At 40.4% G+C, this 24,754-nt stretch carries 31 protein-coding genes; 9 read left to right on the top strand and 22 right to left on the bottom strand.

What is annotated here, in order from left to right; all coding sequences use genetic code 11:
• Positions 1-6: 6 nt before the first annotated feature.
• Positions 7-1,347 carry an acetyl-CoA carboxylase biotin carboxylase subunit gene (locus ABTV07_RS07510; protein ID WP_433749478.1) on the bottom strand — a complete coding sequence of 447 codons (1,341 nt, stop codon included), beginning with the start codon at positions 1,345-1,347 and terminating at the stop codon, positions 7-9.
• 322 nt (positions 1,348-1,669) lie between these two features.
• Here ABTV07_RS07510 and ABTV07_RS07505 point away from each other — a divergent pair, with 322 nt between their 5' ends.
• Positions 1,670-2,152 (top strand): N-acetyltransferase, encoded by a 483-nt coding sequence (locus tag ABTV07_RS07505; RefSeq protein ID WP_433749475.1) that lies wholly within the window; start codon positions 1,670-1,672, stop codon positions 2,150-2,152.
• A gap of 23 nt (positions 2,153-2,175) precedes the next feature.
• Here the strand turns inward: ABTV07_RS07505 and ABTV07_RS07500 are convergent, their stop codons facing one another.
• From ABTV07_RS07500 to ABTV07_RS07485, 4 genes are all read right to left on the bottom strand, one after another.
• Positions 2,176-2,796, bottom strand: a complete 621-nt coding sequence (locus tag ABTV07_RS07500) for an RsfA family transcriptional regulator (protein WP_433749472.1) — start codon at positions 2,794-2,796, stop codon at positions 2,176-2,178.
• Positions 2,797-2,878: 82 nt separating this feature from the next.
• On the bottom strand, positions 2,879-3,637 hold the full coding sequence (locus tag ABTV07_RS07495; RefSeq protein ID WP_433749469.1) for an enoyl-CoA hydratase/isomerase family protein: 759 nt from the start codon (positions 3,635-3,637) through the stop codon (positions 2,879-2,881).
• 106 nt (positions 3,638-3,743) lie between these two features.
• The gene (rpmF, locus tag ABTV07_RS07490; RefSeq protein WP_114743786.1) at positions 3,744-3,917 is read right to left on the bottom strand and encodes a 50S ribosomal protein L32; all 174 of its coding nucleotides are present in this window, start codon (positions 3,915-3,917) and stop codon (positions 3,744-3,746) included.
• 68 nt (positions 3,918-3,985) lie between these two features.
• Entirely contained in the window at positions 3,986-4,531 is a 546-nt protein-coding gene (locus ABTV07_RS07485; RefSeq protein WP_433749465.1) for a YceD family protein, read from the bottom strand.
• Positions 4,532-4,773: 242 nt separating this feature from the next.
• On the opposite strand from ABTV07_RS07485, the gene ABTV07_RS07480 reads away from it, so the two are divergent.
• Positions 4,774-5,988: a nucleotidyltransferase gene (locus tag ABTV07_RS07480; RefSeq protein ID WP_433749463.1), complete on the top strand. Its 1,215-nt coding sequence runs from the start codon at positions 4,774-4,776 to the stop codon at positions 5,986-5,988.
• Between the two features lie 221 nt (positions 5,989-6,209).
• On the opposite strand, the gene ABTV07_RS07475 is transcribed toward ABTV07_RS07480, so the two are convergent.
• Entirely contained in the window at positions 6,210-7,265 is a 1,056-nt protein-coding gene (locus ABTV07_RS07475) for a SepM family pheromone-processing serine protease (protein ID WP_433749460.1), read from the bottom strand.
• 1 nt (position 7,266) lies between these two features.
• The gene (locus ABTV07_RS07470) at positions 7,267-8,052 is read right to left on the bottom strand and encodes a patatin-like phospholipase family protein (protein WP_433749457.1); all 786 of its coding nucleotides are present in this window, start codon (positions 8,050-8,052) and stop codon (positions 7,267-7,269) included.
• A 223-nt stretch (positions 8,053-8,275) separates the two neighbouring features.
• Between ABTV07_RS07470 and ylbJ the strand changes: the two genes are divergently transcribed.
• Positions 8,276-9,487, top strand: a complete 1,212-nt coding sequence (gene ylbJ / locus ABTV07_RS07465; protein WP_433749454.1) for a sporulation integral membrane protein YlbJ — start codon at positions 8,276-8,278, stop codon at positions 9,485-9,487.
• A gap of 29 nt (positions 9,488-9,516) precedes the next feature.
• On the opposite strand, the gene coaD is transcribed toward ylbJ, so the two are convergent.
• Positions 9,517-9,996 carry a pantetheine-phosphate adenylyltransferase gene (gene coaD, locus ABTV07_RS07460; RefSeq protein WP_433749451.1) on the bottom strand — a complete coding sequence of 160 codons (480 nt, stop codon included), beginning with the start codon at positions 9,994-9,996 and terminating at the stop codon, positions 9,517-9,519.
• Complete coding sequence (gene rsmD / locus ABTV07_RS07455; RefSeq protein ID WP_433749448.1) at positions 9,996-10,574, bottom strand: 16S rRNA (guanine(966)-N(2))-methyltransferase RsmD; 579 nt, start codon at positions 10,572-10,574, stop codon at positions 9,996-9,998. The genes coaD and rsmD overlap by 1 nt, the downstream gene beginning before the upstream one ends.
• A 141-nt stretch (positions 10,575-10,715) precedes the next feature.
• On the opposite strand from rsmD, the gene ABTV07_RS07450 reads away from it, so the two are divergent.
• Together ABTV07_RS07450 and ABTV07_RS07445 are read left to right on the top strand one after the other, a co-directional pair.
• A complete protein-coding gene (locus ABTV07_RS07450) occupies positions 10,716-10,937 on the top strand; it encodes a hypothetical protein (RefSeq protein ID WP_433749445.1) in 222 nt (73 codons plus the stop codon).
• Between the two features lie 40 nt (positions 10,938-10,977).
• A complete protein-coding gene (locus ABTV07_RS07445; RefSeq protein WP_433749443.1) occupies positions 10,978-11,367 on the top strand; it encodes a DUF7147 family protein in 390 nt (129 codons plus the stop codon).
• 40 nt (positions 11,368-11,407) lie between these two features.
• Here ABTV07_RS07445 and ABTV07_RS07440 read toward each other — a convergent pair whose 3' ends face one another.
• Entirely contained in the window at positions 11,408-11,683 is a 276-nt protein-coding gene (locus ABTV07_RS07440; protein WP_433749440.1) for a YlbG family protein, read from the bottom strand.
• Between the two features lie 97 nt (positions 11,684-11,780).
• On the opposite strand from ABTV07_RS07440, the gene ABTV07_RS07435 reads away from it, so the two are divergent.
• Positions 11,781-12,119 carry a hypothetical protein gene (locus tag ABTV07_RS07435; protein WP_433749437.1) on the top strand — a complete coding sequence of 113 codons (339 nt, stop codon included), beginning with the start codon at positions 11,781-11,783 and terminating at the stop codon, positions 12,117-12,119.
• Positions 12,120-12,164: 45 nt separating this feature from the next.
• Here the strand turns inward: ABTV07_RS07435 and ABTV07_RS07430 are convergent, their stop codons facing one another.
• The 4 genes from ABTV07_RS07430 to ABTV07_RS07415 all read right to left on the bottom strand — a co-directional run bounded on the left by ABTV07_RS07430 (position 12,165) and on the right by ABTV07_RS07415 (position 13,825).
• Positions 12,165-12,614, bottom strand: coding sequence for a YlbF family regulator (locus ABTV07_RS07430; protein ID WP_433749434.1), 450 nt, complete (start codon positions 12,612-12,614; stop codon positions 12,165-12,167).
• A 58-nt stretch (positions 12,615-12,672) separates the two neighbouring features.
• A complete protein-coding gene (locus ABTV07_RS07425) occupies positions 12,673-13,050 on the bottom strand; it encodes a hypothetical protein (protein WP_433749431.1) in 378 nt (125 codons plus the stop codon).
• Between the two features lie 106 nt (positions 13,051-13,156).
• Positions 13,157-13,396: a YlbE-like family protein gene (locus ABTV07_RS07420; RefSeq protein WP_433749428.1), complete on the bottom strand. Its 240-nt coding sequence runs from the start codon at positions 13,394-13,396 to the stop codon at positions 13,157-13,159.
• 18 nt (positions 13,397-13,414) lie between these two features.
• Positions 13,415-13,825 (bottom strand): YlbD family protein, encoded by a 411-nt coding sequence (locus ABTV07_RS07415; protein WP_433749426.1) that lies wholly within the window; start codon positions 13,823-13,825, stop codon positions 13,415-13,417.
• Between the two features lie 139 nt (positions 13,826-13,964).
• Between ABTV07_RS07415 and ABTV07_RS07410 the strand changes: the two genes are divergently transcribed.
• Positions 13,965-14,459: a PaaI family thioesterase gene (locus tag ABTV07_RS07410; RefSeq protein ID WP_433749423.1), complete on the top strand. Its 495-nt coding sequence runs from the start codon at positions 13,965-13,967 to the stop codon at positions 14,457-14,459.
• A 21-nt stretch (positions 14,460-14,480) separates the two neighbouring features.
• On the opposite strand, the gene ABTV07_RS07405 is transcribed toward ABTV07_RS07410, so the two are convergent.
• Entirely contained in the window at positions 14,481-15,410 is a 930-nt protein-coding gene (locus ABTV07_RS07405) for a CAP domain-containing protein (protein ID WP_433749420.1), read from the bottom strand.
• A gap of 449 nt (positions 15,411-15,859) precedes the next feature.
• Here ABTV07_RS07405 and ABTV07_RS07400 point away from each other — a divergent pair, with 449 nt between their 5' ends.
• On the top strand, positions 15,860-16,219 hold the full coding sequence (locus ABTV07_RS07400) for a YugN family protein (RefSeq protein ID WP_433749417.1): 360 nt from the start codon (positions 15,860-15,862) through the stop codon (positions 16,217-16,219).
• Positions 16,220-16,284: 65 nt separating this feature from the next.
• Here the strand turns inward: ABTV07_RS07400 and ABTV07_RS07395 are convergent, their stop codons facing one another.
• The 7 genes from ABTV07_RS07395 to cyoE all read right to left on the bottom strand — a co-directional run bounded on the left by ABTV07_RS07395 (position 16,285) and on the right by cyoE (position 23,291).
• Positions 16,285-16,746, bottom strand: coding sequence for a DUF420 domain-containing protein (locus tag ABTV07_RS07395; protein ID WP_433749415.1), 462 nt, complete (start codon positions 16,744-16,746; stop codon positions 16,285-16,287).
• Positions 16,747-16,780: 34 nt separating this feature from the next.
• Positions 16,781-17,710, bottom strand: a complete 930-nt coding sequence (gene ctaG / locus ABTV07_RS07390; RefSeq protein WP_433749413.1) for a cytochrome c oxidase assembly factor CtaG — start codon at positions 17,708-17,710, stop codon at positions 16,781-16,783.
• Positions 17,711-18,333: 623 nt separating this feature from the next.
• Positions 18,334-18,666 carry a cytochrome c oxidase subunit IVB gene (ctaF, locus tag ABTV07_RS07385; RefSeq protein ID WP_433749411.1) on the bottom strand — a complete coding sequence of 111 codons (333 nt, stop codon included), beginning with the start codon at positions 18,664-18,666 and terminating at the stop codon, positions 18,334-18,336.
• Positions 18,667-18,670: 4 nt separating this feature from the next.
• Positions 18,671-19,300 (bottom strand): cytochrome (ubi)quinol oxidase subunit III, encoded by a 630-nt coding sequence (locus ABTV07_RS07380; protein ID WP_433749409.1) that lies wholly within the window; start codon positions 19,298-19,300, stop codon positions 18,671-18,673.
• Complete coding sequence (gene ctaD / locus ABTV07_RS07375; RefSeq protein WP_433749406.1) at positions 19,300-21,171, bottom strand: cytochrome c oxidase subunit I; 1,872 nt, start codon at positions 21,169-21,171, stop codon at positions 19,300-19,302. Before ctaD ends, ABTV07_RS07380 begins: the two co-directional genes overlap by 1 nt.
• Before the next feature lie 31 nt (positions 21,172-21,202).
• Positions 21,203-22,282, bottom strand: coding sequence for a cytochrome c oxidase subunit II (gene coxB, locus ABTV07_RS07370; protein ID WP_433749403.1), 1,080 nt, complete (start codon positions 22,280-22,282; stop codon positions 21,203-21,205).
• A 94-nt stretch (positions 22,283-22,376) separates the two neighbouring features.
• Positions 22,377-23,291: a heme o synthase gene (gene cyoE, locus ABTV07_RS07365; RefSeq protein ID WP_433749400.1), complete on the bottom strand. Its 915-nt coding sequence runs from the start codon at positions 23,289-23,291 to the stop codon at positions 22,377-22,379.
• Positions 23,292-23,829: 538 nt separating this feature from the next.
• On the opposite strand from cyoE, the gene ABTV07_RS07360 reads away from it, so the two are divergent.
• Positions 23,830-24,735, top strand: coding sequence for a COX15/CtaA family protein (locus ABTV07_RS07360; RefSeq protein ID WP_433749397.1), 906 nt, complete (start codon positions 23,830-23,832; stop codon positions 24,733-24,735).
• Positions 24,736-24,754: the final 19 nt, after the last annotated feature.

Raw genomic sequence — 24,754 nt, 5'->3', positions numbered from 1 at the left:
CTGATATTATTTCTTGATGGATTTTAATTGTTCAATGAATTTCGTACTGTATGTCCCTTTTTGAAAATCTTCATTTTCCAGAATCTCTTTAAAGAGAGGAATGTTATTTTTGATTCCCTCAACATTAGTTTCTTTGAAAAATGCAGATGCATTTAAAAGGCACTTCTCTCTTGTTTCACCCCAAATGACGCATTTGGCTATCATCGGATCATAGAAAGGAGTCACTTTTGAACCGGATTCATAGCCAGAATCCACTCTGGCATGCTCTGAATCTCCCCACTTTAAAGAACTGATTGTTCCAGGTGAAGGGAAGAAAGTATCCGGATCTTCAGCATACACCCTGAATTCCATTGCATGCCCGTCTGCTTGAATTTCCGACTGCATTAATGGAAGCTTTTCCCCTCTTGCTGCAGCAATCTGCCATTTAACCAAGTCTAATTTCGTCAACGCCTCAGTAACCGGATGCTCTACTTGAAGCCTTGTATTCATTTCTAAAAAGTAAAAATTCTCGTTTTGGTCAACGATGAATTCTACTGTTCCTGCATTTTCATAATTGACTGCTTTTGCAGCATTGATGGCAGCATCATACATCTTATCCCTTGTAGCCTGGCTAAGGTCCGGTGACAACGCTTCTTCAATTACTTTTTGGTTCCTGCGCTGTACTGAACAATTACGTTCAAAGAGATGGACGATATTACCGTGTTTGTCTCCGAAGATCTGTACTTCGATATGTCTTCCATCTTCAATGCATTTTTCAATAAATACTTCATCAGTCCCAAAATAGGCTTTAGCCCTATTTTTAGTAGATGCGAAGTGCTGAATGAGCGCTTGTTCATCATTGCAGCGGATCATCCCGATCCCGCCGCCTCCGCCGCTTGCCTTAAGCATGACCGGGTAGCCAATTTCGCGTGCTGCAGCCTTTGCATCTTCGATATCGGCGATTCCATGAGTTCCTGGGACTACCGGCACTCCAGCTGTCTGCATCAATTTTCTTGAAGTAATTTTATCTCCCATTTTTTCAATGGTATCCGGGGATGGCCCAATAAATGCAAGTCCATTGGAAATGATCTTTTGAGCAAATTGAGCATTTTCCGATAGCAGTCCGTATCCGGGATGGATTCCATCTACTTCTGCTTTTAGAGCTGTCTCAACGATTGCATCCATATTTAAATATGATTTATTTACTTGTGCCTCACCGATTCGATATGCTTCATCCGCTTCTTTCACAAACGGCATCCCTTCATCAGCATCTGAGTACACTGCAACTGTTTGGATCCCTAAGTTTCTACAGGTCCGAATGATTCTAGAAGCTATTTCTCCACGATTCGCAATAAGTATTTTGCGCACCTCATGACCCCTTTCCTGCCGTCCTGACAAAATAACGACGTTTAATTGAATATGTTTTCATTGCTTAATAAAAAATAGTGGATCGCCAGCACTCAGCTCTCCTTATTTAATTTAATTCTACAAATTTCGAGAATATCCTTCTCGTTTTGTAAACGCTTCCTAAATTTATGTGCAGAATTTTTTGTCACTTTGTTATATAATAATAGTAAATCCTTTGTTTAAGTGCATAGAGCACCTTTTTAAAAACAAGAAATTTTAAACGCTTTCACAAAAATGTTATTATTATATAATGAAAATACTCACTTAAAGGGGAGAATTAGCCATGGCAAACACCACTGTAGAGAGACTAAAAGTAAACTATAAGACACTCGAAGAGTTTAAAAAGTTCAAAGAGTATGGTGTACAAGAACTATCCATGCTGGAAGATCTGCAAGCTAATATCGTAGAAAATGACAGCGTTTCTCCATTTTACGGCATTTATTACGGAGATAAATTAGTCGCCCGTATGAGCCTTTATCAGCGCGACAGCAAATATGATTTGTATTTCAATCCTCCACAATCATACTTGGAGCTTTGGAAACTTGAAGTATTGCCGAACTATCAACTAAAAGGATATGGAAAAATTCTCGTAGATTTCGCAAAAGAGTTTGGCCTTCCAATCAAAACAAATTCACGAATAAAATCACAAGGTTTTTGGGAAAAAATGGGCTTCGAGCCGCTTACTTATGATGTTGAAAGGGATCTAGGGGAAAATCCATTGGTTTGGCTCCCTGAAGGCGTCTCCGAACAAAAATCCAACAGCTGATGTGCTGTTGGATTTTTTCTGTATTATTTATTCAACCTTTGTAGATTTCCGTTTTTGTCCATCGTAAATTTTACTTTTTGCTCTTTTTCATTCTCCTCCATGACAGCCATTTTTCTGGCTCTATCCAAAATGCCAAGGAGCGAGCGGTAGTCTTCTTCAAGCGCATGGTATTTATCGCTTGTATGGAGATAGTTTTGTTCCGCCTCAGCTAATCTAGCCTTTAGCAGCTTTTGCTCTTTTTTCAGCTCTTCGATTTCATTTTTTAAGTTTTGGACGGAGCCGCCTTCACTTTCCAGCTTTTCCACATAAGCTATGAAATCTTTTACACTTAATTCCTTTTTCTGCGTCTCTTTCTTAGACTCAGTGACCTGCTCCGCCGAATGGCTGCTATGGCCGCCGGCAGGATTTTTTTTCTTTTTCGCTTCCTTTCGGTGCTTTTTCGCTAATTCGATCCCTGATCGATATTGCTTTCGCACGAAAGAATTCCATCTGAATCCGCATGCAGCTGCTGTCCTTGAAAGCCTTTTCCCAACTTCTTCGAAAGCGTGAAGCTGAGTTCCACCTTCCCTGATATGTTTCAAGACTACTTCTGCAAGCAATAAATCTTCATCCTGGGACCAGGCATCTTGGCGAGTCGATGTCATACTATCCCTCCTTGCAATATGTTTATTCATACATATGCAGATGGTAGAAAAGATAGACTATTTCTTCACGCTATCACGCCTTCTAATTTTTCAAAAACCGATCCACTGCTTTATGATGGGCTTCTGATTCCCATAGAACTGAACAATTCTTGATTTCCTGTAGGATCCTATCTTTCAGTCCTGTCATCTTCCATTTTTGGACAAGGGATTTTTTATAAGCAGAAAGAACTCCTGTCTCTTTTTGCAGCAGCTGCCGGGTAAAATGGATAATATCTTCTTCTGTCCAAGAAATCCTGATTTCCTGAATGAAGCCCATTTCTTTCAATCTCTGCACTTCGATGATGCTGGATTCACAAAGAAGCTTCAATGCATCGGAAGCTTGAATTCTCTCAAATAATAGAGATGCGCCTCCCCAGCCTGTGGTAATTCCAAGGTTCCCTTGTATGAATCCCATTTTGCTTATAATGCTTGCTACCCTGAAATCACATGCTGCTGCGATTTCACATCCCCCTCCAACCGCAGAACCATTTATAACGGCCAATGTCGGCTTCGGAAGGATTGCCAAGCGATATAGAATTTCTCCCATTCTGGACAGCATGCCATACGCTTCCTCTTCTGATTTCAGCCCGTGAAATTCACTAAGGTCGCCTCCTGAACAAAATGCCTTTTCACCTTCCCCGGTAATGGCCATCAGCTTGATGGCATCATCCTGTTCAGCCAGGCTGATTGCTTCTTCCAGTCCATCCATTACTTCATAATTGACAGCATTCCTTTTTTCCGGCCTGTTAATTTTAAATAACAGAATAGATTGGCCAATGGTAGATATGGTATACCCCTTCATTTCGCTTCACCTCTTTTTATGTATAAAAAAAGTACGAAGGACCGGGTCTTTTCGCTTCCGAAAACACTTGGTTCCTTCGTACTTTTTGAAAAGGGCTTGTCAGCAATTATTTGCTAACAACTTCTTTTCCTTTGTATGTTCCGCACTCTTTACATACACGGTGAGCAAGTTTCATTTCACCGCAGTTTGGGCATGATACCATACCAGGCACTTGTAGTTTAAAGTGTGTACGGCGTTGTCTTTTCGCAGTTTTAGAAGTTCTTCTAAAAGGTACAGCCATTATTCCCACCTCCTTAAAGAGAGTAAATGTTGTTATGAAGGCCAGAACGAACTGGTTCTTCCCATCATTCAAGAATTTTTATCTTGCTTAAAAAATTCGGATAAACCTGCCAGGCGCGGATCTACTTTTTGCTCATCCTTCTCTTCCAGCTGCTGGACCTGTTCTTCAGTAAGAACTTCCCAATCATTACCGGAAGGAAGACTTTGATCATCACTGGCTTCTTCACTGAATACTTGCATCGGAACTTCAAGTAAAATAATCTCTTGAATAACCGGGGTCAGATCTATCAGTTCCCCATTTACTGGATGCAATTCTTCATCACCTTCACGCTCATAGTCGGAAGGCTTCAAAAGGAATGTTTCAGTCGTTTGAATGTCAATCGGATAATCGACATCAACAAGAGTCCTTGAACAAGGCAGGACAATTGACCCGCTGATTGTAAGATGGAAGGTCACTTTTTCAGAACTGATATCCGCCCTTCCCATTACATGGATAGGATGAACATCTCTGATCTCAGGATCCATCTGTTTCAATTGGTCGGACAAATTGACAGTCTCGTCAATTTGCAGTCCCTTATCTCTAAATTTCTGTAATTGTATCGTTGACCATTTCATAAGGAATCACCTCTAGGCAACAAAGGTTATTATAGCTTTTACTATCACCTTTTGTCAATATTTTTTCTTTACACAATGTGAAGGCATGTGCTCTCTTCATTGTAAAAGATTATTCCAAGATTATCTACCATTTCGCGTACGAAGAAAACATCCCATTGCTATAATCCTATTATTTCATTTACACTAAAACAAAATACCTGATTCGATGATATCGGCAAAATAAACGCAAGGAGGACTTTTACATGAAAGCAGCAGGGATAGTAGTGGAATATAATCCATTTCATAATGGCCACTTGCATCACTTGGAAGAATCAAAAAAAATGACAGAAGCAGATGTCATGATTGCAGTGATGAGCGGAAACTTTCTTCAGAGGGGAGAACCTGCACTTGTTTCCAAATGGTCCAGAACTAAGATGGCATTGAATGCAGGAGCTGATATTGTCATAGAGTTACCCTATGCATTTGCAGCACAACAGGCTGATCTATTTGCATTTGGAGCCATTTCATTATTAGATGCCATGAATTGCTCCAGTTATTGTTTCGGAAGTGAATCAGGAAATCCAGAAGCATTTGAACGCACCTTGGATTATGTGAACAACTCGGAGCAAGAAGTGAATCAAAATATTAAATCCTACATAAAACTGGGCATGAGCTACCCTTCTGCCCTTTCTCATGCTTATACTAAGCTTGGATTAACAGAAGCAGGCTTCATTGACCTTACTAAACCGAATAATATCCTAGGCTTCCATTACATGAAGGCAGCCAATAGAATTGGATCTAACATGGGAGCGTACACAATCCCGAGAAAGAATGCTGACTATCATGATGAGGATTTTTCTTCTGCAACCATTGCGAGCGCTACAAGTATCAGGAAAGCCATTTTTTCTCCAGCTTTTAAAGAATCAGTGATCACCCAATATATCCCTTATTCATCCGCTGAAGAATTAGCCTCCTATAAAGAGGAGTTTGGCAAGTTTCATCATTGGGAAGATTATTGGTCCCTGCTGCAATATAAACTTATCTCCATGCCGGTAGAATACTTGAGAGGCATCTATGAAGTAGAAGAAGGCATTGAATACCGTTTGAAAGAATTCGCAGTCGGATCCACTTCCTTCAAAGAATTCATGGAAAAGGTAAAAACGAAACGCTATACTTGGACAAGGATTCAACGAATGTGCCTTCATATCCTTACGAATGCATCCAAAATAGAGATGAAAGAAAGATCCGAAGCGCCTGAATATATAAGACTCCTTGGTATGAGCACCAGCGGAAGATGCTACTTGAATGAAGTGAAGAAAGACTTGAAGCTGCCTCTCATATCAAAGCTCTCATCTGCTGATAAAGACATGATCCAATTGGACGTGAATGCATCAAACATCTATGCAATGGGACTGCAGGAGCCATACAGAGAAAAGCTGATGAAATTGGAATTTGCTTCTCCTCCGATTCTTATTTAAAGGCTCTTTTCTAAAAGATTGTTGCTATAGCCATTAAAACAGAATACCTAATGCAATCTAGGCAGAAAATCCAGCTAGAAAAGAGCCTGGATACTCGATTTCAACGCGCAAAAATAATATTTTCACGTTAAAATCGGCATTAAGATTTTAACAACAATGTTTACGAAAACAGCCTATTTAAAAAAAGGACAGCAGCTGCTGTCCTTTTTTTATTGTAGCTGTTATTCATCTGCTGATAGTTTGTTCAAGTATTCGACAGCATCATTAAATGTCTTTACTGGAACGATTTTCATGTCAGTTCCAATCTCTTTCGCAGCTTTTTTTGCTTCTACATAATTGGATTGAAGTTCAGGGTGGGACTTTTTGATTTCAGGTGGAATTTCATCATCAGGAGCAAAAAAGATATCTGCACCCTTTTTGTCCGCAGCCATTACTTTTAGTTGGATACCGCCGATCCTGCCTACTTTTCCGTCAGGTGATATGGTCCCTGTCCCGGCAATATCCATCCCTTTCGTCAAATCCTGTTTTGTTAATTGATTATAAATTTCAAGACTGAACATCAAACCGGCAGATGGCCCGCCAATTTCATCTGTTTTCAGCGTTACCGGCGGGGTGGAAATCAACTCCCTGTCATCTACCAATCCGATGCCGATTCCAACTTTTCCTGCAGATTCTCCAGAATTAAATTCCTTGAGCTTAATAGAGCCTGTTTTTTCTTTATCATCATGAATATATGTAAGTTTAATTGAATCCCCGGCACTCTTCTTTTGGACATAATCAATGAATTGTTCAGATGACTCAAATTTATGTCCATCGACTGTCGTAATCCGGTCACCTGCTTTTAAGAGCTTGGAAGCTGGCATTTTCGGGTAGACATCAAGTACATAAATCCCCTTATACTTAAAATGATATGGTTTTTTAGCAGCACGATAGGCAACTTGAACAGCATTATTTTTAGAGTTTTCCATATAATAAAGCTGCCTCACATTGTATTCCTCGTCTGTTTCTTCCTCACCTTTTAATTGATCTACTGGTATGATTTCTTCAAATTCTCTAACTTTCGCCACTAAATAGGAATAGATATTAGCCCTCCCCATTCGGACGGTTGTCAGCATCAATTTTCCTTTTTCGTCAAAACCTCCATCCACATGCACAATCGGCTCCAGCTCATGAGCTTCCCCGGGTTTTGTGACATAGTAAGGGAGGTTGATGAACATTGAAGCAGCCAATAGAATAGCAGCCGCTGCCAATATTCTGTAAATTATTTTCTTCGCCATTTCAATTTGACTCCTTCCAATCGGCAATCGCTTGTTGAATAGCTGGGATCATTTTCAGTGCTTCATCTTCCCCAACCCTGATAATTTCTCCAATGTTAGTAAAGGCCCTCGTACTGTACTGTTCGACATGCGGTCTGATCATAATATCTGATTCCACTTCCCGGTTTGCCACAAGCTCCATCTGCATAATATCGATGCTCTGCATGATCACGTCATAAATCGTGGAAATTTCAGCATTCCTTTTCACATGTGATACATCCACTGCAATGACAATGTCAGCACCCATATCCTTTACAACCGATACCGGCACTCGATCGATGACACCGCCATCCACCAGAAGCTTCCCATCCACTTTTTCCGGGACAAATATTCCCGGTATGGATATGCTTGCTCTCACAGCTTGGGATATGGGCCCTTTTGTGAAGATGACTTTCTCGCCATTAGTCAAGTCAGTCGCAACGACAGCAACGGGAATATGAAGGTCCTCCAGATTTTTTCCGTGCGTAAAAAGCTGAATGAATTCCTTGATTCGATTCCCTGCAATAAATCCCATCTTAGGCACGGTGAAATCGAGATAAAATTTTCTTCTAAATGCAGTAGACAGTTTATACAGTTGGTCCATATCATGGCCAACTCCATAAAAGCAGCCCACAAGCGCCCCCATGCTGCTGCCTGCAATTAAATCGATATCGATTTGATGATCCTGAAAGGCTTTCATGACACCGAGGTGTGCAAATCCCCTTGCTCCACCAGAACCAAGCGCCAACCCAATTTTCGGCTTATCCAAAAGCCGTTCCCCCTTTTGGACTGAAGTATTCAAGAACGAAATCCCTCTCCCACAAGTCCATCTTTCCATCATCATATGGTCTATTTCAATAGTGTATGAGTATATTGAAATATATAAGGACAAGGGTCAGTCTCATTCAAAGATAAGTGTTTGATTATTTTGATTGTACCATTCTTGGAAGGATGTTTCACTTTTAAGCAAGGTTGCCAAGGAGGAAGATACATTGATTTTTTCAAAAATGAAGACAGTGCTGCTTGCGGCATCTATTACGATAATGGCAATATCCATGATTTCATTTCCCCAAGAATCGTTTGAAGCCTCAATCAGGGGGTTGAATATGTGGTGGGAAATCGTTTTCCCTTCCCTTCTGCCATTTTTCATAGTGTCAGAGATGCTGATCGGTTTTGGTGTGGTCAAATTCATAGGCGTGCTGCTTGAACCTTTGATGAGGCCCCTTTTCCGTGTTCCAGGGGTGGGCGGTTTTGTGTGGGCAATGGGTATGGCAACAGGCTTCCCATCAGGGGCGAACTTAACGGCAAGGCTCAGAAAAGAAGGCCAATTGACACGCATCGAGGCTGAACGGCTCGTTTCCTTCACAAATTCTTCTAATCCGCTTTTTATTTTTGGCGCTGTTTCTGTAGGTTTTTTTTACAACCCAAATTTAGGGATTATCCTGGCGCTGTCCCATTACTTAGGGAACTTCACTGTAGGGTTGATAATGAGATTTTATGGGAAACAAGAGAAAACAAAAGGCTCGCGAAAAAATAAATTATCTATTAGAGCAGCTTTTTCCGCGCTGCATCAAACGAGGATAAATGAGAAACGTCCCATAGGAAAACTGCTGGGAGATGCAGTCGTATCATCCGTCCAGACATTATTGATGATCGGCGGTTTCATTATATTATTTTCAGTTGTCAATAAACTGTTATTCCTTTTACATATTACCTCTTTTTTTGCATGGCTGGTCAGCGCTTTCTTTCACATTATCCAGCTTCCGGATGCCTTGAGCATTCCATTTATCGCCGGGATCTTTGAAATCACACTTGGCAGCCAAATGACTAGCCAGGTGCAAAACACCGATCTCATGCATCAGACAATGGCAGTCAGCTTTATTTTAGGATTCAGCGGGTTCAGTGTCCAAGCTCAAGTTGCCAGCATACTGGCAAATACAGATATTCGATTTAAGCCTTTCTTTGCCGCCAGGATCATGCATGGATTTTCAGCAGCCCTGATAGCAATGATCCTATGGAATCCGCTATATGAAAAATTCTTCAATCACGGAAAGCCTTCCAATGCTATCCCTGTCTTCATGCAGCAAGATTTTGAATGGTGGGAAAGAGCGCTTCGAACCTGTATCCAATACGGTCCATTGATGACAATCGCAGTTCTTATTTTCTACATCGGACTACTATTTAAAAAAGGATTGCCGCATTAGGCAATCCTTTTCATATTCAAGCTTACTATTTATTTAAATTTATCCCTTAGTGCGTCTGCAACGGTTGGCGGAACAAGTTCTCCAATATCCCCGTTGTACTTTGCCACTTCTTTAACGATGCTGGAGCTGAGGAATGAATATTGATTATTGGTCATGATGAAGAATGTTTCAATGTCTTCATTAAGCACCCTGTTCATGGATGTAATCTGCATTTCATATTCAAAATCAGAGACAGCACGCAGTCCTCTTATGATGGCGCTTGCCCCTACATTCTTTGCATAATCCATCAATAATCCTTGAAAGGAATCTACTTTTACATTTGGTATATCTTTGGTGACTTCAGAAATCATCTTTATTCTTTCTTCAGGTGTAAATAGGGCTGTCTTTGATGAATTATTCAACACCGTTACATAAATTTGATCAAACACTTTCGCTCCCCGATGGATGATGTCCAAGTGTCCATATGTAATCGGATCAAAACTGCCAGGGCATACTGCAATGCTTGCCATTATTCCATTCCCTCCAACTCTCGGTGATCAGACAGTGTATAAATCGATACACCGATGATTCCATATTCTTCTCTTCTTTTTAGCACCAGCATCCCCACTTCTTCGGGAAGAGTAATTTCAGCCCCGTGTTCACACAGGATGAAACCGCTCTCATTCAATAACTTGTGCTTGGAGATATCACTCAATAATTTGGTCAATTGCTGTTTTTTATATGGAGGATCAAGAAAAATGGCATCGAATCTCAATTCTCTTTTAATCAACGCCCGAAGTGCTCTTTCCGCATCATTCTTATATACTTCAGTGCTGTCGTTAAAACCGCAGAGTTCAATATTCGTCTTGACAGTTTGAAATGCCTTTGGGTCCCTGTCAACGAAAATTACTTTATCGAAGCCACGGCTCAAGGCTTCAATTCCAAGCCCCCCGCTTCCAGCAAACAAATCCAGCCCGATTCCGCCTTCAAAATATGGACCGATCATATTAAATATTGCTTCTTTAACTTTATCGGTAGTGGGGCGGGTCCCCATACCAGGCACAGCTTTCAACGGCCTGCCTTTACAACTTCCAGATATTACTCTCATCTTATTTCACCACTGTCGTTTCCAAGATTTCCTCCCTATCCTATCATAAAAAAATTTCATAGGCTACTAATCAAAAATGTTTTAGGAATAGATGGCGAAGTTTGTTTATTTATGTATATTAATATTCACTTTGGTGATAATGTGAGTAACAACATCAATTGGGATGTTGTTGCCAACCGCGGAGAAGACTTACGTTTCCCCATAAGTTCTTCCTCCGGTTTCTCCTCTCCCTTTGCCTTCTATCCTTGTGAACAAGGATATGGAAGGACCCTGCAGAAAGGTCTGCAGGGTTTTTTTAATGTTCAGGGAAATTTTTATGAAAAAGTTCAAAAAGATTCTCTTCTCTTTTCAGGTATTGAATGATAGAGTATGTTTGATTATATATATCAAGGAGGAAAAGCCGATGATCCAGCGTTTTATCGAACTGGGCGAAGGGTACTCTGATTTATACGAGCTTCTCGAAATCGCCAAAACGAATGAAAACCGCTTGGCACAAATGCTGGCGTTTCATACAAAATTGAATGATAAGGACGTCACTTCCCTTGCAGTCGTATTGACACCTGCGAAAGAAGGGAACTTTCAACCAATCTATATTTGCAGAGAAGGAATTCCAAATCCTCACATCACACCAAACAAACGCTTTGAACTGTTCACTGCAACTGCGGGTGAACTAGGAAAAAAAGTAATCCAAATGGACGTTAAACCCTCGACGTTTTTCGCAGAAAAGGATTTATTTTTTCAATACCTGATAGGCATACTAAGACTGAACCACTTGATACCCCCTATGAAATAGCATAAAAAACAGGCATCCGCTGCGAATGCCTGTTTTCTTACTAAATGCCAATCTTATAATCGTATTCTTTTGCTTTATCCGGTTTGGAGTTCTCATATTCAGTCCGAATAAATGGTTTATAGGATTGCTCCACTTTTTTGACAAATGCAAGTGAAGTAAGTTTTTCAACGGCCGCTTCCACCTCAGGCTGGTTCATATATATTACAGCGTACTTCATCCGCTTGGAAATATAATGCACGTTGCCAAATCTTCGAAGCGACTTTGTGTGCTTCAGATTAAATAGCCAAACAATAATCCCTTGTCTCTCTGTATACATTTCTTTTTCCCCTTAAACGAGCATTCTGTAATTTTTAGTCTAGCATAGAATTCTAGAGATTCGCAACATAGCAAAGTCCATTTAAGGATGTGTCGGCATGGATCTTCAACTGATATGGGATAAGTTCATAGAAAATTTGAATACGAATGAAATTATTCTCAATGCAGAATGGCGAAAGATTGCGGGAATTCCATTTATTTATGTTCAATCTAATGCCCCATCATCAGAAATTGAAAAAGCCATAAAAAGAGCTTCCGGTTTTGCGATGAGAGGCAAACAGCTGAACTGTGAAACGATTTATGTTCGATCCGAACAAAATCTACATGTATACCGCCACCGGTTCTATGTCCCCCAGCAAAAGATGTTCTGCTGCGGAAATATGTGCGAGGACTGCATCCGATTGAAGCCTAACCCGTTCTGGGAAAAAAATGAATAAAAAAGGAATATCCCCTTTTGGATATTCCTGAATACAGCAAATCAATTATGCAGAACAGCTGCAGCCCCCGCCAGATCCACAACCTCCGCTGCAGGATGACATTGAATCGAAAAACGGATTTCCTGTCGGCACTTTTATATGCTCAGAAACCGCTCCGCCAAGCTGGACACTGATTTGATCAAGCACTTGCTGCAAATCCGTTTCAGCTCTCCTGAATTCAGCTACATTCTCATCTAAATCCATTTCACGCTTGGCCTCCCTGACTTCTTTCATAATTCTTTTGTAGTCGGGATGGTATTTTCCGAAACGCTGGACATCTTCATACTGATCTTTCAGTTTTGCGAAAGTCCTGACCTTTAATTGAGTGTGGGCGCTGCTCTTCATTTTCTGAAAGCATTCCCGATAATTTTCTGCTATATCTGAATGGATGATCATCTGTGCCAGTTCCTCGGCAGCCAAGATGATTTCCAATTTTTCTGATGTAGTAGCAAGCATGGTTGCTCACCTCCACCATCATTTTAACATGTTTTCCTGATGGAAGCGAATGGAACTCTTATTGAATTGTCACGTAAAACTCTTTTGTGATGCCATACCTTTTATGATTGCTCTTAATTAAATCTAATTTAATATGGTGGACCCCTTTCGACAGACCGCGCACGATGAAAGCTGCTGTTTCATAATTCCCATCCAGTCTTCCATCTATATAGACGGCGATTTTTGCGGGATTTTCGCCTGATAGCCGGATGGAAGGTATGATGCATTCCACCATTAAATCCTGTCCTTGCACTAAATGCTTTTCTGTCATGATTTCCTTATTGCCTGATGCAGAAGCCATGCTTTCTTCCAGGTTGAATAATTTTCCTTTCGGGGGCTTAGGGTGCTGGCATCCACCAAGGATCAATAGGCAGATAATTATTGCAGCAATTCTCATTACTATCACTCCTTAAGGATAGAATTTGCCTAAACCCATATTTTTACTCATCTCAACTTTAATTTTGTCAATAAAAAAAACCCGGATCCTATGAACCGAGTTTTCTTCAATCCTGTGTATTCATTGCCTGAAACATATGCATCATCATGGAAGCCATTTGGAGTCCGTTAGAGAATTTTTCTACTTGATGGGGGATGGTCTTTTCATAATAATTCAATGATGCGATCTCCATCTTTGCTAATTCAGCCGGATTTCTCGTCAGTGTACGATACCATTTGGGCTGCTCCCGAAGAAATTTTTTCAAATCCTCTTTTTCATATATATATTCAATGATTTCACTTCTCATCTTGGTATCACCCCATAGTTAATCTTTTCGAAAAGAAAACGGGTTTTTTGGTTTAGAATCTGCAGAGGATGACGCTGCTGACCCCCTCGTTGAATTTCCTCCTTGAAATTGTGCAAGTACACCTTGGATGCTCCCGATAGCCTGGCTCAACTGATTGATGTGCTGCTGCATTTGATTGCCATCCATATTTTTAAGCATTCCTCCGATTTGATTCATCCACTTCATCTCGCCTTTTTCCTGAGTTTCTTTTTTCAAAGGCTCATCTCGATACGGATCAAAACGGGCATCTTCCTCCCCAAGCAGATACCAATCTTCATATAGTTCTTGCCATGTGGCTTTCCCGCTTCTTACCTCCTTTACCATTTTAGGATGTTTTTGAGCAAATTCTTTAAATTTCTCAACAGATGGATGCAGTTTTTTGCTTGTCATGATTCTTCACCTCAGTTCAAATTCCGCCTATTTTAATCTATGACAACGACTCGTTTTGGTGAGTGGCAAAATCTTTCATCACCATTCTTTTCATGATATGATAATGAAGCATTTCAACAATGAATAAAGGACGAGGAAAATGAAAGAGGAATTACATGAATTATTGAATGACTGCATAAATGATGCAGGCGAAGAAGATCTTATGGCGATCAAGCAGCTCCTTGAAGGGGTTAAAAGAAAACAACACGGCTTAAACGGTTCCTATATCGGATCTATTCTACATATGGAAAAATCCGTTACAGAAGATGATCGTTTTTCTGTAACGATACCTATCAATGAGGTCACATCAAATTCATTGGGAATACTTCATGGAGGAATTACTGCTACTGTGCTTGATTCAGCAATGGGAACACTGGCAAACATATTGCTTCCTGAAGGGTTTGGGGCTGTTACCTCAAACTTGAACATACACTATATCTCCCCGGGATTAGGCAATAACATCACAGCAACTGCGACTATGGTCCATAAAGGCTCCAAAACAATGGTCGTGGAAGGGGAAGTCCTAAGAGATGATGGAAAGAAAATAGCTCATTGCACAGGTACATTTTTTGTCATAAAAAAAACAGCAGTATAGCCAACCGGCTGCTGCTGTTTTTCATTTTTCCCAATCTTTCTGCAGGAAATTTTGTGTATAGTATTTTTGGTAGACTCCGACTCCGAGGTGCGTGAATTCCTTCTTCAGCATGGTTTCCCTGTGGCTGGAAGAATTTAGCCATCCCTCAACCGCTGCAGGGCCGTCTGCGTATTTAGCAGCTATATTTTCTCCTGCCATTTGATAGAAAACTTCTGCTGCATTGAGGCGATCCGATAAATCCCCGAACTGTGGGGAAGTATGGGAGAAATATTGATTTTCATACATGTCTTTACTGTGCTGAAAAGCGACTTTGGATGTTTGTTCATCCCATTCGAACGTATTTAACCCAAACCTTTTCCTTATTATATTGGTCAAATCAAGTATTTGCTTTTCGCTTCCTTTATCAATCTCAGTCCATTCAAATTCTGAAGGAGGTTCTGGATCCTTCAACTCTCCGCGATAAACCATTTCGTAAGGCCGGAGTTTGATCAAAGTCCTTTTATCCAGTACTCTAACGCTGGATAATGTGCCTTTGAATTTATCTAAGTAAAGTTGTATATAAATATCTCCAAGCTGTACGATAGGCCGTATGTTCAAGTCTTCTTCGGACAGTTCGAATCGATATGTACCTTCATCATATTGAACCTGGATATCTTGGTTCAATGGTGTAGAACTATATATTTCATTGATGCTCTGTCCAATTTTGTATGGAGATACATCCAGATCTTTACCGGCAGCAAAGATTGTGACAATTTTCCCGTTTTCCACACCGACCTGCACATATTTTTCCGGTACTGCATTATATATCCACCACTGATAACCGTATGCTGAGATATCGACTCTATCTGGCGCTCCATGAAGTTTTTTTAAAGTATTCACCGTTTGCCCGATCAATGTGGTGATTCCATCTTTTGGCCTCGCTTTATTTTCAGCAGGTCCACTCTTGTTCATAGAAATTTTTTCATCAGTCTTGACTACTTGTGCATGTTCATCCTTTAAAACATCGCTGCCTGAGTTTTTGAAGCTGGCATATATGCCTATACCGGTAATTATGATTAATATGATGACAATTCTAAATAATGTACGCAGGAATGTACCTCCTTTCTATTAATTCGCACCCTTCTATCAATTCATTATATCATCTAAAGAAATAGTGTTAATATATTGGATGTTGTAAAATCTAAAAATATACACTAATTTTACAATTCTTCGCGATTTTCTTAAAAATTCTTCCATATTCAATAAAATTTTCCTCACTTTTCTGATTCTGTACATGAACACATTGCAAGATAATAGAATTTCGACTATTATTAGTAATGAATATTGATGTGCTTTGACACACTTTAGTTGAAAACGCTTCATTACATATGACTACATTGGATTTAGGAGGGAACTTTTCAATGAAATTTGAAAAAACAGGATACGAAACAATAAAAGCTGATTTAAATCGTTTAGATGAAGTAATGAAATCCCACGGACTTGTTCGTGAAGCTCAATGGGATTACGAACGTGTTACGTATGATCGTAAATTCGAAATCAAAGAAGGCACTTTCTACCTTCGCGTATTCGGATATGCAGCAGAAGGTGACGTGGGATCTCATGATGCAGTCATTCAATTAATGACTCCTCTTCTTGGAAAGCATTATTATCCGCATGGTGTTGAATATGGTGAAGGCGAAGACTTCCCAAATCATCTTGTTACGAAATGCGAAGCCATCCTTGCTGATGTCAAAAAAGAAATTGCCCATTTTGCTGAGTAAGGGATAAAAGAAATTCATAAAATCAAAAAACCATTCCCGCAATTAATATGGGGAATGGTTTTTTGTTAGAAACCGATTATAGCTTTGATCACTGATGTAGTCTCTCCACCATGGTATAAAACATAGAGAAGAATATAAACGGCAACTCCTGTAATGGCAGTAAAGAACCAAATGACACTTGTGATCGGCCCTATTTTACGGTGTCTTTTGAAGTTGCTCTTATAGCCTGTCCATAAAGTTACTATGCCAAAAATGGCACCCACTGTGGCCAACGTGATATGGAAAATCAGGAAAAGGGTATAGTAGATTTTAATGTCGTCAGGACCGCCAAACGAAGTGTTCCCGATAAAAACAGTCCTGCTCATATAAATGATGAAAAATGTCAACGCGAAAATCGCCGCGGCAAACATCGTTTTTTTATGTGCTTCTATTTTTCTTTTCTTTATAAGCGACCATCCAATCGCCACAAGTACTGCACTTATGACGATGCACGATGTGCTTAATGTAGGTAAAATAGGCAGTGACATGATTTCTTCCTCTCTTTAACTATAATTATTAATTCTATTTAATGGGGCGCGGTTCATGGATTTTGGAATTTTGAAAAGCCTTAAGCGCTTCTTCATTGATTCGATCTGAATCCTTCTGTTCCTTTTTGAACCATTGGAAAAATATTTGTCCCAATAGTATTCCGTATACTATTTCCTGAATAATTTTCATCACGACTCCGCCAAGCTGCTGATCCTCAACGACAGGCATATCAGTAAACAGCTGCGGTCCGCTCAAGCTTAAATTAGACAACGTCCCGGTTGGCACACATAGAGACATAGCCTGCAGCCATGAAGAAGCGTCTGCATATGTCTGGTATAGCGGCGTGTCCGCAAAAATGATCAATGCGCAGGCAGGCGTAAGAAGTATACCTCCCGCGAAGACATAGCCCATTTTCTTCAAACCGCTTAATTGATATTGATCCGGGAGTTTGTTGACTAATGGCCACCACATAAAAACCGAATAAATAAACAATACCGCGGTATATGTAACATGAAGACTTTCAGTCATTTTTACCGTATCAAAAATGATTGGTACATGATAGAAGGAAAACAACCCATTGAACAAAATAAGTGCAATCAATGGCTTCGTAAAGAAGTGAAATATTGGTCTGATGATTGGCAAGTTAATAAACGACTGCCAAATCCAATTGGGAATCCCCGTCATCATGATTGGAGGTAGTATCAAATATAAAACAGCCATCTGAATCATATGGACAGAAAAAAGAATATGACCTAGGAGATCAATCGGGGAACCTTTTATCACATATAGTATGATAATGGCACCTGTAAATTGGATTGCCTGTCTCTTTTTCAGAGGTTCACTGTTTTTAAAGCGTTTACGATAAACAACAGTCAACATGAAATATAATCCTAAAATGATGAGTAGCGAGAGTATTAAATATGGACTCCACAATGCTCTGAATCCGAAAATAGATAAGGACACGGTTGTTCACCTCTCTTTACAGTACTTACAGTTTCCATTATACGTCCCGCGTCCGTATACTTCAATATTCCTTAGAATAACTTATTGACAGATTATAGAACAGAACAAAAGCGGAAGCGCCTTGGTCAGCCCCGACCAGCATAAGACGGAACTCGAAGGAAATCCTGATTTCCGTAGAGGTACGGCTTATGACTCGAGGGGCTAGGCGCTGGAGCTGGATGGCGAACAACTCTTTGTAAAAAAATTACCCAAGTTTACATTTTATTATCTCTTGAACAGAAGAAAAACCTCCCTGCAAATGCAGGGAGGCTTTTCTTCTTGATCCAGCTCCGCCGGCTAAAGGCTGGGAGGCTTCAATCAGCACACTTACGATAAGTCAACATCGGATCGCTTTGCTCTCCGTGTTTCCTTTATCTCGTGGTGCTGATCTCCAGCCTCTACGCCTTTAAGCAAGCCGGCTTCGCTTTTCTTGATCCAGCTCCGCCGGCTAAAGGCTGGGAGGCTTCAATCAGCACACTTACGATAAGTCAACATCGGATCGCTTTGCTCTCCGTGTTTCCTTTATCTCGTAGTGCTGATCTCCAGCCTCTACGCCTTTAAGCAAGCCGGCTTCGCTTTTCTTATTACCACCAAATAATTGTGGAGAACGTTAGAATCGTTAAGAATGCAACGAATACTCCTGAAAACAAGAACATTTGGGGAGATTCGTGTCCTTTATGACTCATATGCATGAAATAATACAACTGAAGAATGACTTGAACTACCGCCAGCAATAGGATAAATGGAACGATGAACCATTTAGACATATCTGCGTAGACAGCTACGAACGCGACTAGCGTCAAGAAAATCATCAAGGCAAATGAAACAACATGATGCTTCATTTCTTCAGCATTTTTCTTGCGTCTATACTCGTAATCCACACTTGGGTTTCCTGAATTTGATTGGTGATTCGCCATCAGTTTATCCCACCATTCCCATTAAGTATACTACTGTGAAAATGAATACCCACACAACGTCGATAAAGTGCCAGTATAGGCTGGCAACATAAAACTTAGGAGCATTGTATAGATTCAACCCGCGTTTTGCATTGCGCAGCATCAAGCTGGTGATCCAAAGAAGACCGAATGCAACGTGTCCACCGTGGAAGCCAACAAGCGTATAAAAGGCTGAACCGAAAGCACTGCTTGTAAATGTATGATGGAATTCATGAACATAATGATTAAATTCCTGGATTTCCAATACTAGGAATCCGACGCCAAGCAATACTGTGATTAAAAGCCATGCCTGCATTTTTTTAAAATTATAGTTCTTCATATGGAACATTGCGTAAACACTTGTCAGTGAACTGAACAAGAGAAGCATCGTTGCAAGAAAAACAGTTGGAAGTTCGAAAAGGTCTTTTGCATGTGCCATGGTTTGATCTGGCACTCTGTCCTTCAATGCAAGATAAGTTGCAAATAAAGATGCAAACAGGACTGTTTCCCCGCCTAGGAAAAGCCAAAAGCCTAAGAACTTATTTTTACCTTCAAGAGTTGATTTTTCCGGCGCTGCCGGCCAAGTTTTTGGGGTGAATTTTTCCTCTGCGTGCATTATGCTTTTACCCCCTTGTCCTTATCATCCATTAGATCTTCTTTATGGATATGATATCCATGGTCGTCAATTACTGAACGAAGGAACATGGATCCCAAGGTAATGAGGAATCCGATGATCAATACTGGGATTGCCCATGATTTATCATCTACATGGTACATTGCACCGAATGCTGCAACGAATAGTCCCATGGCGATGAAGAATGGAAGAATAGAGTTGTTTGGCATATGAATATCGCCAACTGGTTCAGCAGGAGTCATCTCCTTTTTACCTTCCATTTTTTCGAGCCACCAAGCGTCAAGACCACGAACTAATGGTGTTTGTTTAAAGTTATAGAACGGCGGAGGTGAAGAAATTGACCATTCCAATGTACGGCCATCGCCCCATGGATCGTTGGATACTTTCACTCCGCGGACTTGTGTATGAATGACATTGTAAACCAATACGATGACAGCTAATCCCATGAATGCAGCCCCGATGGAACTGATCAAGTTTGCCGTTTCGAATCCTTGTCCAGGAAGGTAAGTCCATACACGGCGAGGCATTCCCATCAAACCTAAGAAATGTTGGATAAAGAAAGTCAAGTGGAAACCAATTAAGAATAGCCAGAAAGAAATTTTACCCATAGCTTCGTTGAGCATTGTTCCAAACATTTTTGGCCAATAGAAGTGAAGACCTGCCAATAGGGCAAAAACCACACCACCTACAATTACGTAATGGAAGTGAGCTACAACGAAGTAGCTGTCATGATATTGATAGTCAGCTGCAGCTGCTGCAAGCATGATCCCTGTTACCCCGCCTGCAACGAATGTAGGAATGAACGCGACTGCATAAAGCATTGGTGTGGTGAATTTAACGCTTCCTCCCCACATCGTAAAGATCCAGTTGAATATCTTGATTCCAGTTGGAACAGCAATAGCCATAGTAGCAACAGCAAATATTGCATTTGCGATTGGTCCAAGTCCTGTTGTAAACATATGATGCGCCCAAACCATGAAGCCTAAGAAACCGATTAAAACGGTTGCAAAAACCATTGAGGAATATCCAAATAGACGCTTTCTTGAGAAGACCGGAAGAATCTCAGAGAAAATACCGAATGCAGGAAGTATAAGTATGTATACTTCAGGATGTCCGAAAATCCAGAAGAAATGCTCCCAGATAATTGTGTTCCCTCCCCCTGCAACATCAAAGAAATTCGAACCGAACATCCGGTCAAAAATCATTAAGAACAATCCAACAGTAAGTGGAGGAAAAGCAAATAAAATTAAGGCAGAAGTTACGAATGCTGTCCAAGTGAACAATGGCATACGCATATATGTCATACCCGGAGCACGCATATTGATGATGGTAACCAGGAAGTTGATCCCCCCTATTAATGTACCCGCACCAGCAATCTGTAATCCTAGAGCATAAAAATCAATTCCGTGTCCTGGTGAATGCAGCGAAAGTGATGCGTATGAAGTCCATCCAGCATCAGGAGCTCCGCCTAGAAACCATGATAGATTCAGGAATACTCCCCCGAAGAAGAATAACCAAAATCCAAGAGCATTCACAAATGGGAATGCTACGTCGCGCGCTCCGATTTGAAGCGGGACAACTGCATTCAAGAAACAGAAAATCAATGGCATTGCTGCCAAGAAGATCATGGTCGTACCATGCATCGTCAAAATTTCATTATATAGGCCGGCACTGACAAAATCGTTGTTAGGCACTGCCAGCTGAATTCGAATCATCAAAGCCTCTAGGCCGCCGATTAAGAAAAAGAATCCCCCGGAAATCAAATAAAGGATAGCAATTTTCTTATGGTCCACTGTTGTCAAGTAGTCCCAAATCGTACCTAGGAAGCCTTTTTTTTGTGCGTAGGAACTCACAATTAAACCTCCCTTTTGCGTTTAATCCCTATTAGTCTTGGACTTTCAAGCCCATTAAGTATTCTGCTAAAGCGTTTACTTGATCATCGGACAAATCGCCATACGCACCTGTCATTTTGTTGCCTGGCTTGTATGCTTCAGGATCCTTGATCCATTTCTTTACATTTTCTTTGGTGTGGTCCAGAATACCTGCTACACGTGTTCTTTCTCCGAATGTTGCCAAGTTAGGAGCGGAGCGTGCTGTTTCTGGTCTGCTATCTTGTGGTGTTACAGCGTGGCAGCTGATACAGTTCTTTTGGAAAATCTTTTGTCCTTCTTGTGCTAAAGCTGTTGTTGGTTGAGATTCTTTCACGTTTTGCATATCAGAAACCCATGTTTTGAAATCGTCTTTGTTAAGCGCTTTAACTTTGAAGTCCATTAATCCATGAGAAGGACCGCAAAGCTCTGCACATTTACCATAGAATAGGTTTCCAACTTTATCCGCTTTGTCGTTATCCACTTCAAGCCAGAATTTATTGACGCCATCTACATTCGCATCAATTTTTCCGCCGATGGAAGGAATCCAGAATGAATGCTTAACATCTGAAGCCTTTACTTGGAAATAAACTTTTTGGTCAGTTGGAATGACTAAATCCTGGGAAGTGATGATCCCTAAATCAGGGTATTCAAATTCCCACCAGTAAAGATTGGCGCGTACATTGACGACCAGCTCTTTATGTTTGCCATCTTTATCTTTTTTCTCCATAGCGGATGTATCCGCAAAATGGAAAGTCGCAGAGACCGTAGGTACAGCCAAGATCAAAAGCAAGAGAATAGGAATCGTAGTCCAGATGATTTCCAGCTTGTGATTTCCTTCGATTTGCTTAGGGATCTTTTTATCGTCGCCCTTTTTTCTGCGGAATCGAGTGAGTGCGATGATATAAATAATAAATACTACAACGATTACAACTACCATGATAAGCGTGCTCAGGATCATTAGATCATATTGAGACTGAGCCACTGTTCCAGCTGGATCCAACGTAGATAAATACGGTTCACCGCAACCGGACAAAACCAGCGCCAGTACTGCGATTGCAGAAACTAGGCGCCATTTTTGCAGCCAATGTTTCATAGCTTAATCAAACCCCTCTTTCGTGAATATTCTTTTGTGCAACAAGGACTGGATTTTCTCTATATGGATTTCTTAGCAGAAAGAATTCCCTAAATTAAATTAGTGTGAAGATAACCATCGCTACAAACAAGATAGTCAAATAGTTCAATGAATATACAAACATCAGTTTTGCCCATTTAAGGTCGTCTTTCATTTTGTAGCCTGCAATTCCTAGTATTAGCCATCCAATGTTGAATAATGTCGCCAGGATGACGAAAGGAATGCCTAGTGGCATCATAAAGAATGGAATCGGGAGCAATAATGCAACCCATGCAACAATGTGATTCTTCGTCGTTTTAAAACCTTTTACAACTGGCAGCATCGGAATGCCTGCTGCTCTATATTCCTCTACCCTCTTCATTGCCAAAGCATAGAAGTGAGGAGGCTGCCATACGAACATCATGACAAACAGCATCCAAGCAGTAACGCTTAAGTTAGGATCTACTGCCGCCCAGCCAATTAGCGGAGGGACAGCACCTGAGATGCTTCCGATAATCGTATTGCTGACATACAGGCGTTTAGACCACATCGTATAGAGAACAACATAGCTGAAAATACCGATTAAACCGATGACACCAGCCATGAATGTTGTCATAAATAAAAGGATAGTACCGACTGTAATAAAACCAAAACCAATGGTCAGGACCTTACCGCCGCTCATTTTCCCCGTAACCGTAGGACGCCCTTTTGTTCGTTCCATGATCGGGTCGATATCGCGGTCGATGAAGTTATTCAATGCACAGGAACCTGCAATGATGAATGAGGATCCCAGCAGAGTGTAAATGATAGTGTCCAGTGAAGATAAGAAATGTGTGCCGGTAAAAACAAATGCCAGCCACATCCCAGTAAATGTAGTGATTAAATTAGAATTGACAATCCCAATTTTTATTAAAGCCAGAAAATCTTTAACTGCAGATGTTTCTGAAAGATCGTTTTCTTCTATTGAAGAAATGACTCTAGTTTCAGCCATTTTCAATTCCTCCTCCTTACCCAATAAGCATGACTATATAAGAATACTATATAGCATTCCAATCATCTTTGCTATATTTCCATGAAAATTCCACAATGTGTTCAATATTTACAAGGGGTAAAAATTGAATAGAAGAGAATTGGAGAAAACTAATAGAAAATAATGCTATCAATGTAATATTAAAACATATTATTTTTCCCTTTTGTGAATTTTCCATGAATTAATTTTGTCTAAAATGTGAAATCGTCTAATTATAATAGGACAATATTCATTTTAGCAAAATAATAAATGGGAAGGACGAACCAGAGGAAGCGCTTTCAAAATATTTCATGAATAGTCAAAATTCTTCTTCTTCTATATATATTTCTAGCAAAGTCCAGATAAAGTTTCAAGCTTTTTTCAAATATACCGTCCTAATGCAAGTGTTCATAATTCCTTCATTGTATTTTAGCCATTATTTATGTAGTATCTAAATGGTATTATCAAGGGAGTATATCGGGTATTAAATAAGACTACTTAAATAAGAAGGTGAATATAAATGCGTCGAACTGGATTGAAATGGTTTGCTGTACTGACGGCGCTAGGCATGCTCTTTGTTCTCATTGGAGGGGCATTAGTTACAAAAACAGGATCTGGCATGGGCTGCGGACGCTCCTGGCCACTGTGTGAAGGTCAGGTCATCCCTTCTCACATAACGGTTGCAATGGTGATTGAACTCGCTCACCGCCTTGTTTCTGGAAGTGTTGGGATTGCATTATTGATTCTCTGCATCTGGGCATGGAAATCAATTGGACATAAACGGGAAACAAAGTTCTTGGCAATTGTCTCATTGCTTTTTCTACTCTTGCAGGCTCTGATTGGAGCAGCTGCAGTCGTTTGGGGTCAATCCGACTTTGTTTTAGCTATACATTTTGGCATTTCCCTCATTTCATTCGCTTCTGTTCTACTTCTTACTTTATTGATCTTTGAAGTTGATCAAAAGTTTGAAGCAGACAAATTGAAATTGGACAAAAACATGAAGTTTCATATTTATGGAGTGACTATCTACAGTTATATTGTGGTTTACTCTGGTGCACTCGTCCGGCACACCAAATCTAGCCTTGTTTGTCCCGATTGGCCATTCTGCGTCAATTCTTCTCCAGGACTTCCAGGTAATTTCTACGAGTGGGTCCAGATGGGCCACAGGGCCGCTGCGGCACTAATTTTCATTTGGATTGCTTATATTACTTATTTAGCGATAACCAGATATAAGGAGCAGCGCATCGTTTATTGGGGATGGATTATTGCATTCATCCTGGTTTGCTTGCAGGCAGCCGCGGGAATTTCTGTGGTGCTTACAAAACTTAATCTCTATTTTGCACTTGCTCATTCGCTTTTCATTTCTATATTATTTGCTTTATTGAGCTATTTTGTAATGCTCGCAACAAGAAGCAAAACGGTATAAAAAAATCGGACTCCTTCCT

Origin of the sequence: Falsibacillus pallidus, from assembly GCF_050990905.1 — a bacterium.
Classification (GTDB): domain Bacteria; phylum Bacillota; class Bacilli; order Bacillales; family DSM-25281; genus Falsibacillus; species Falsibacillus pallidus_A.
Note: the sequence above shows the minus strand (reverse complement) of the source record. Positions and strands in the feature narration are given on the sequence as shown.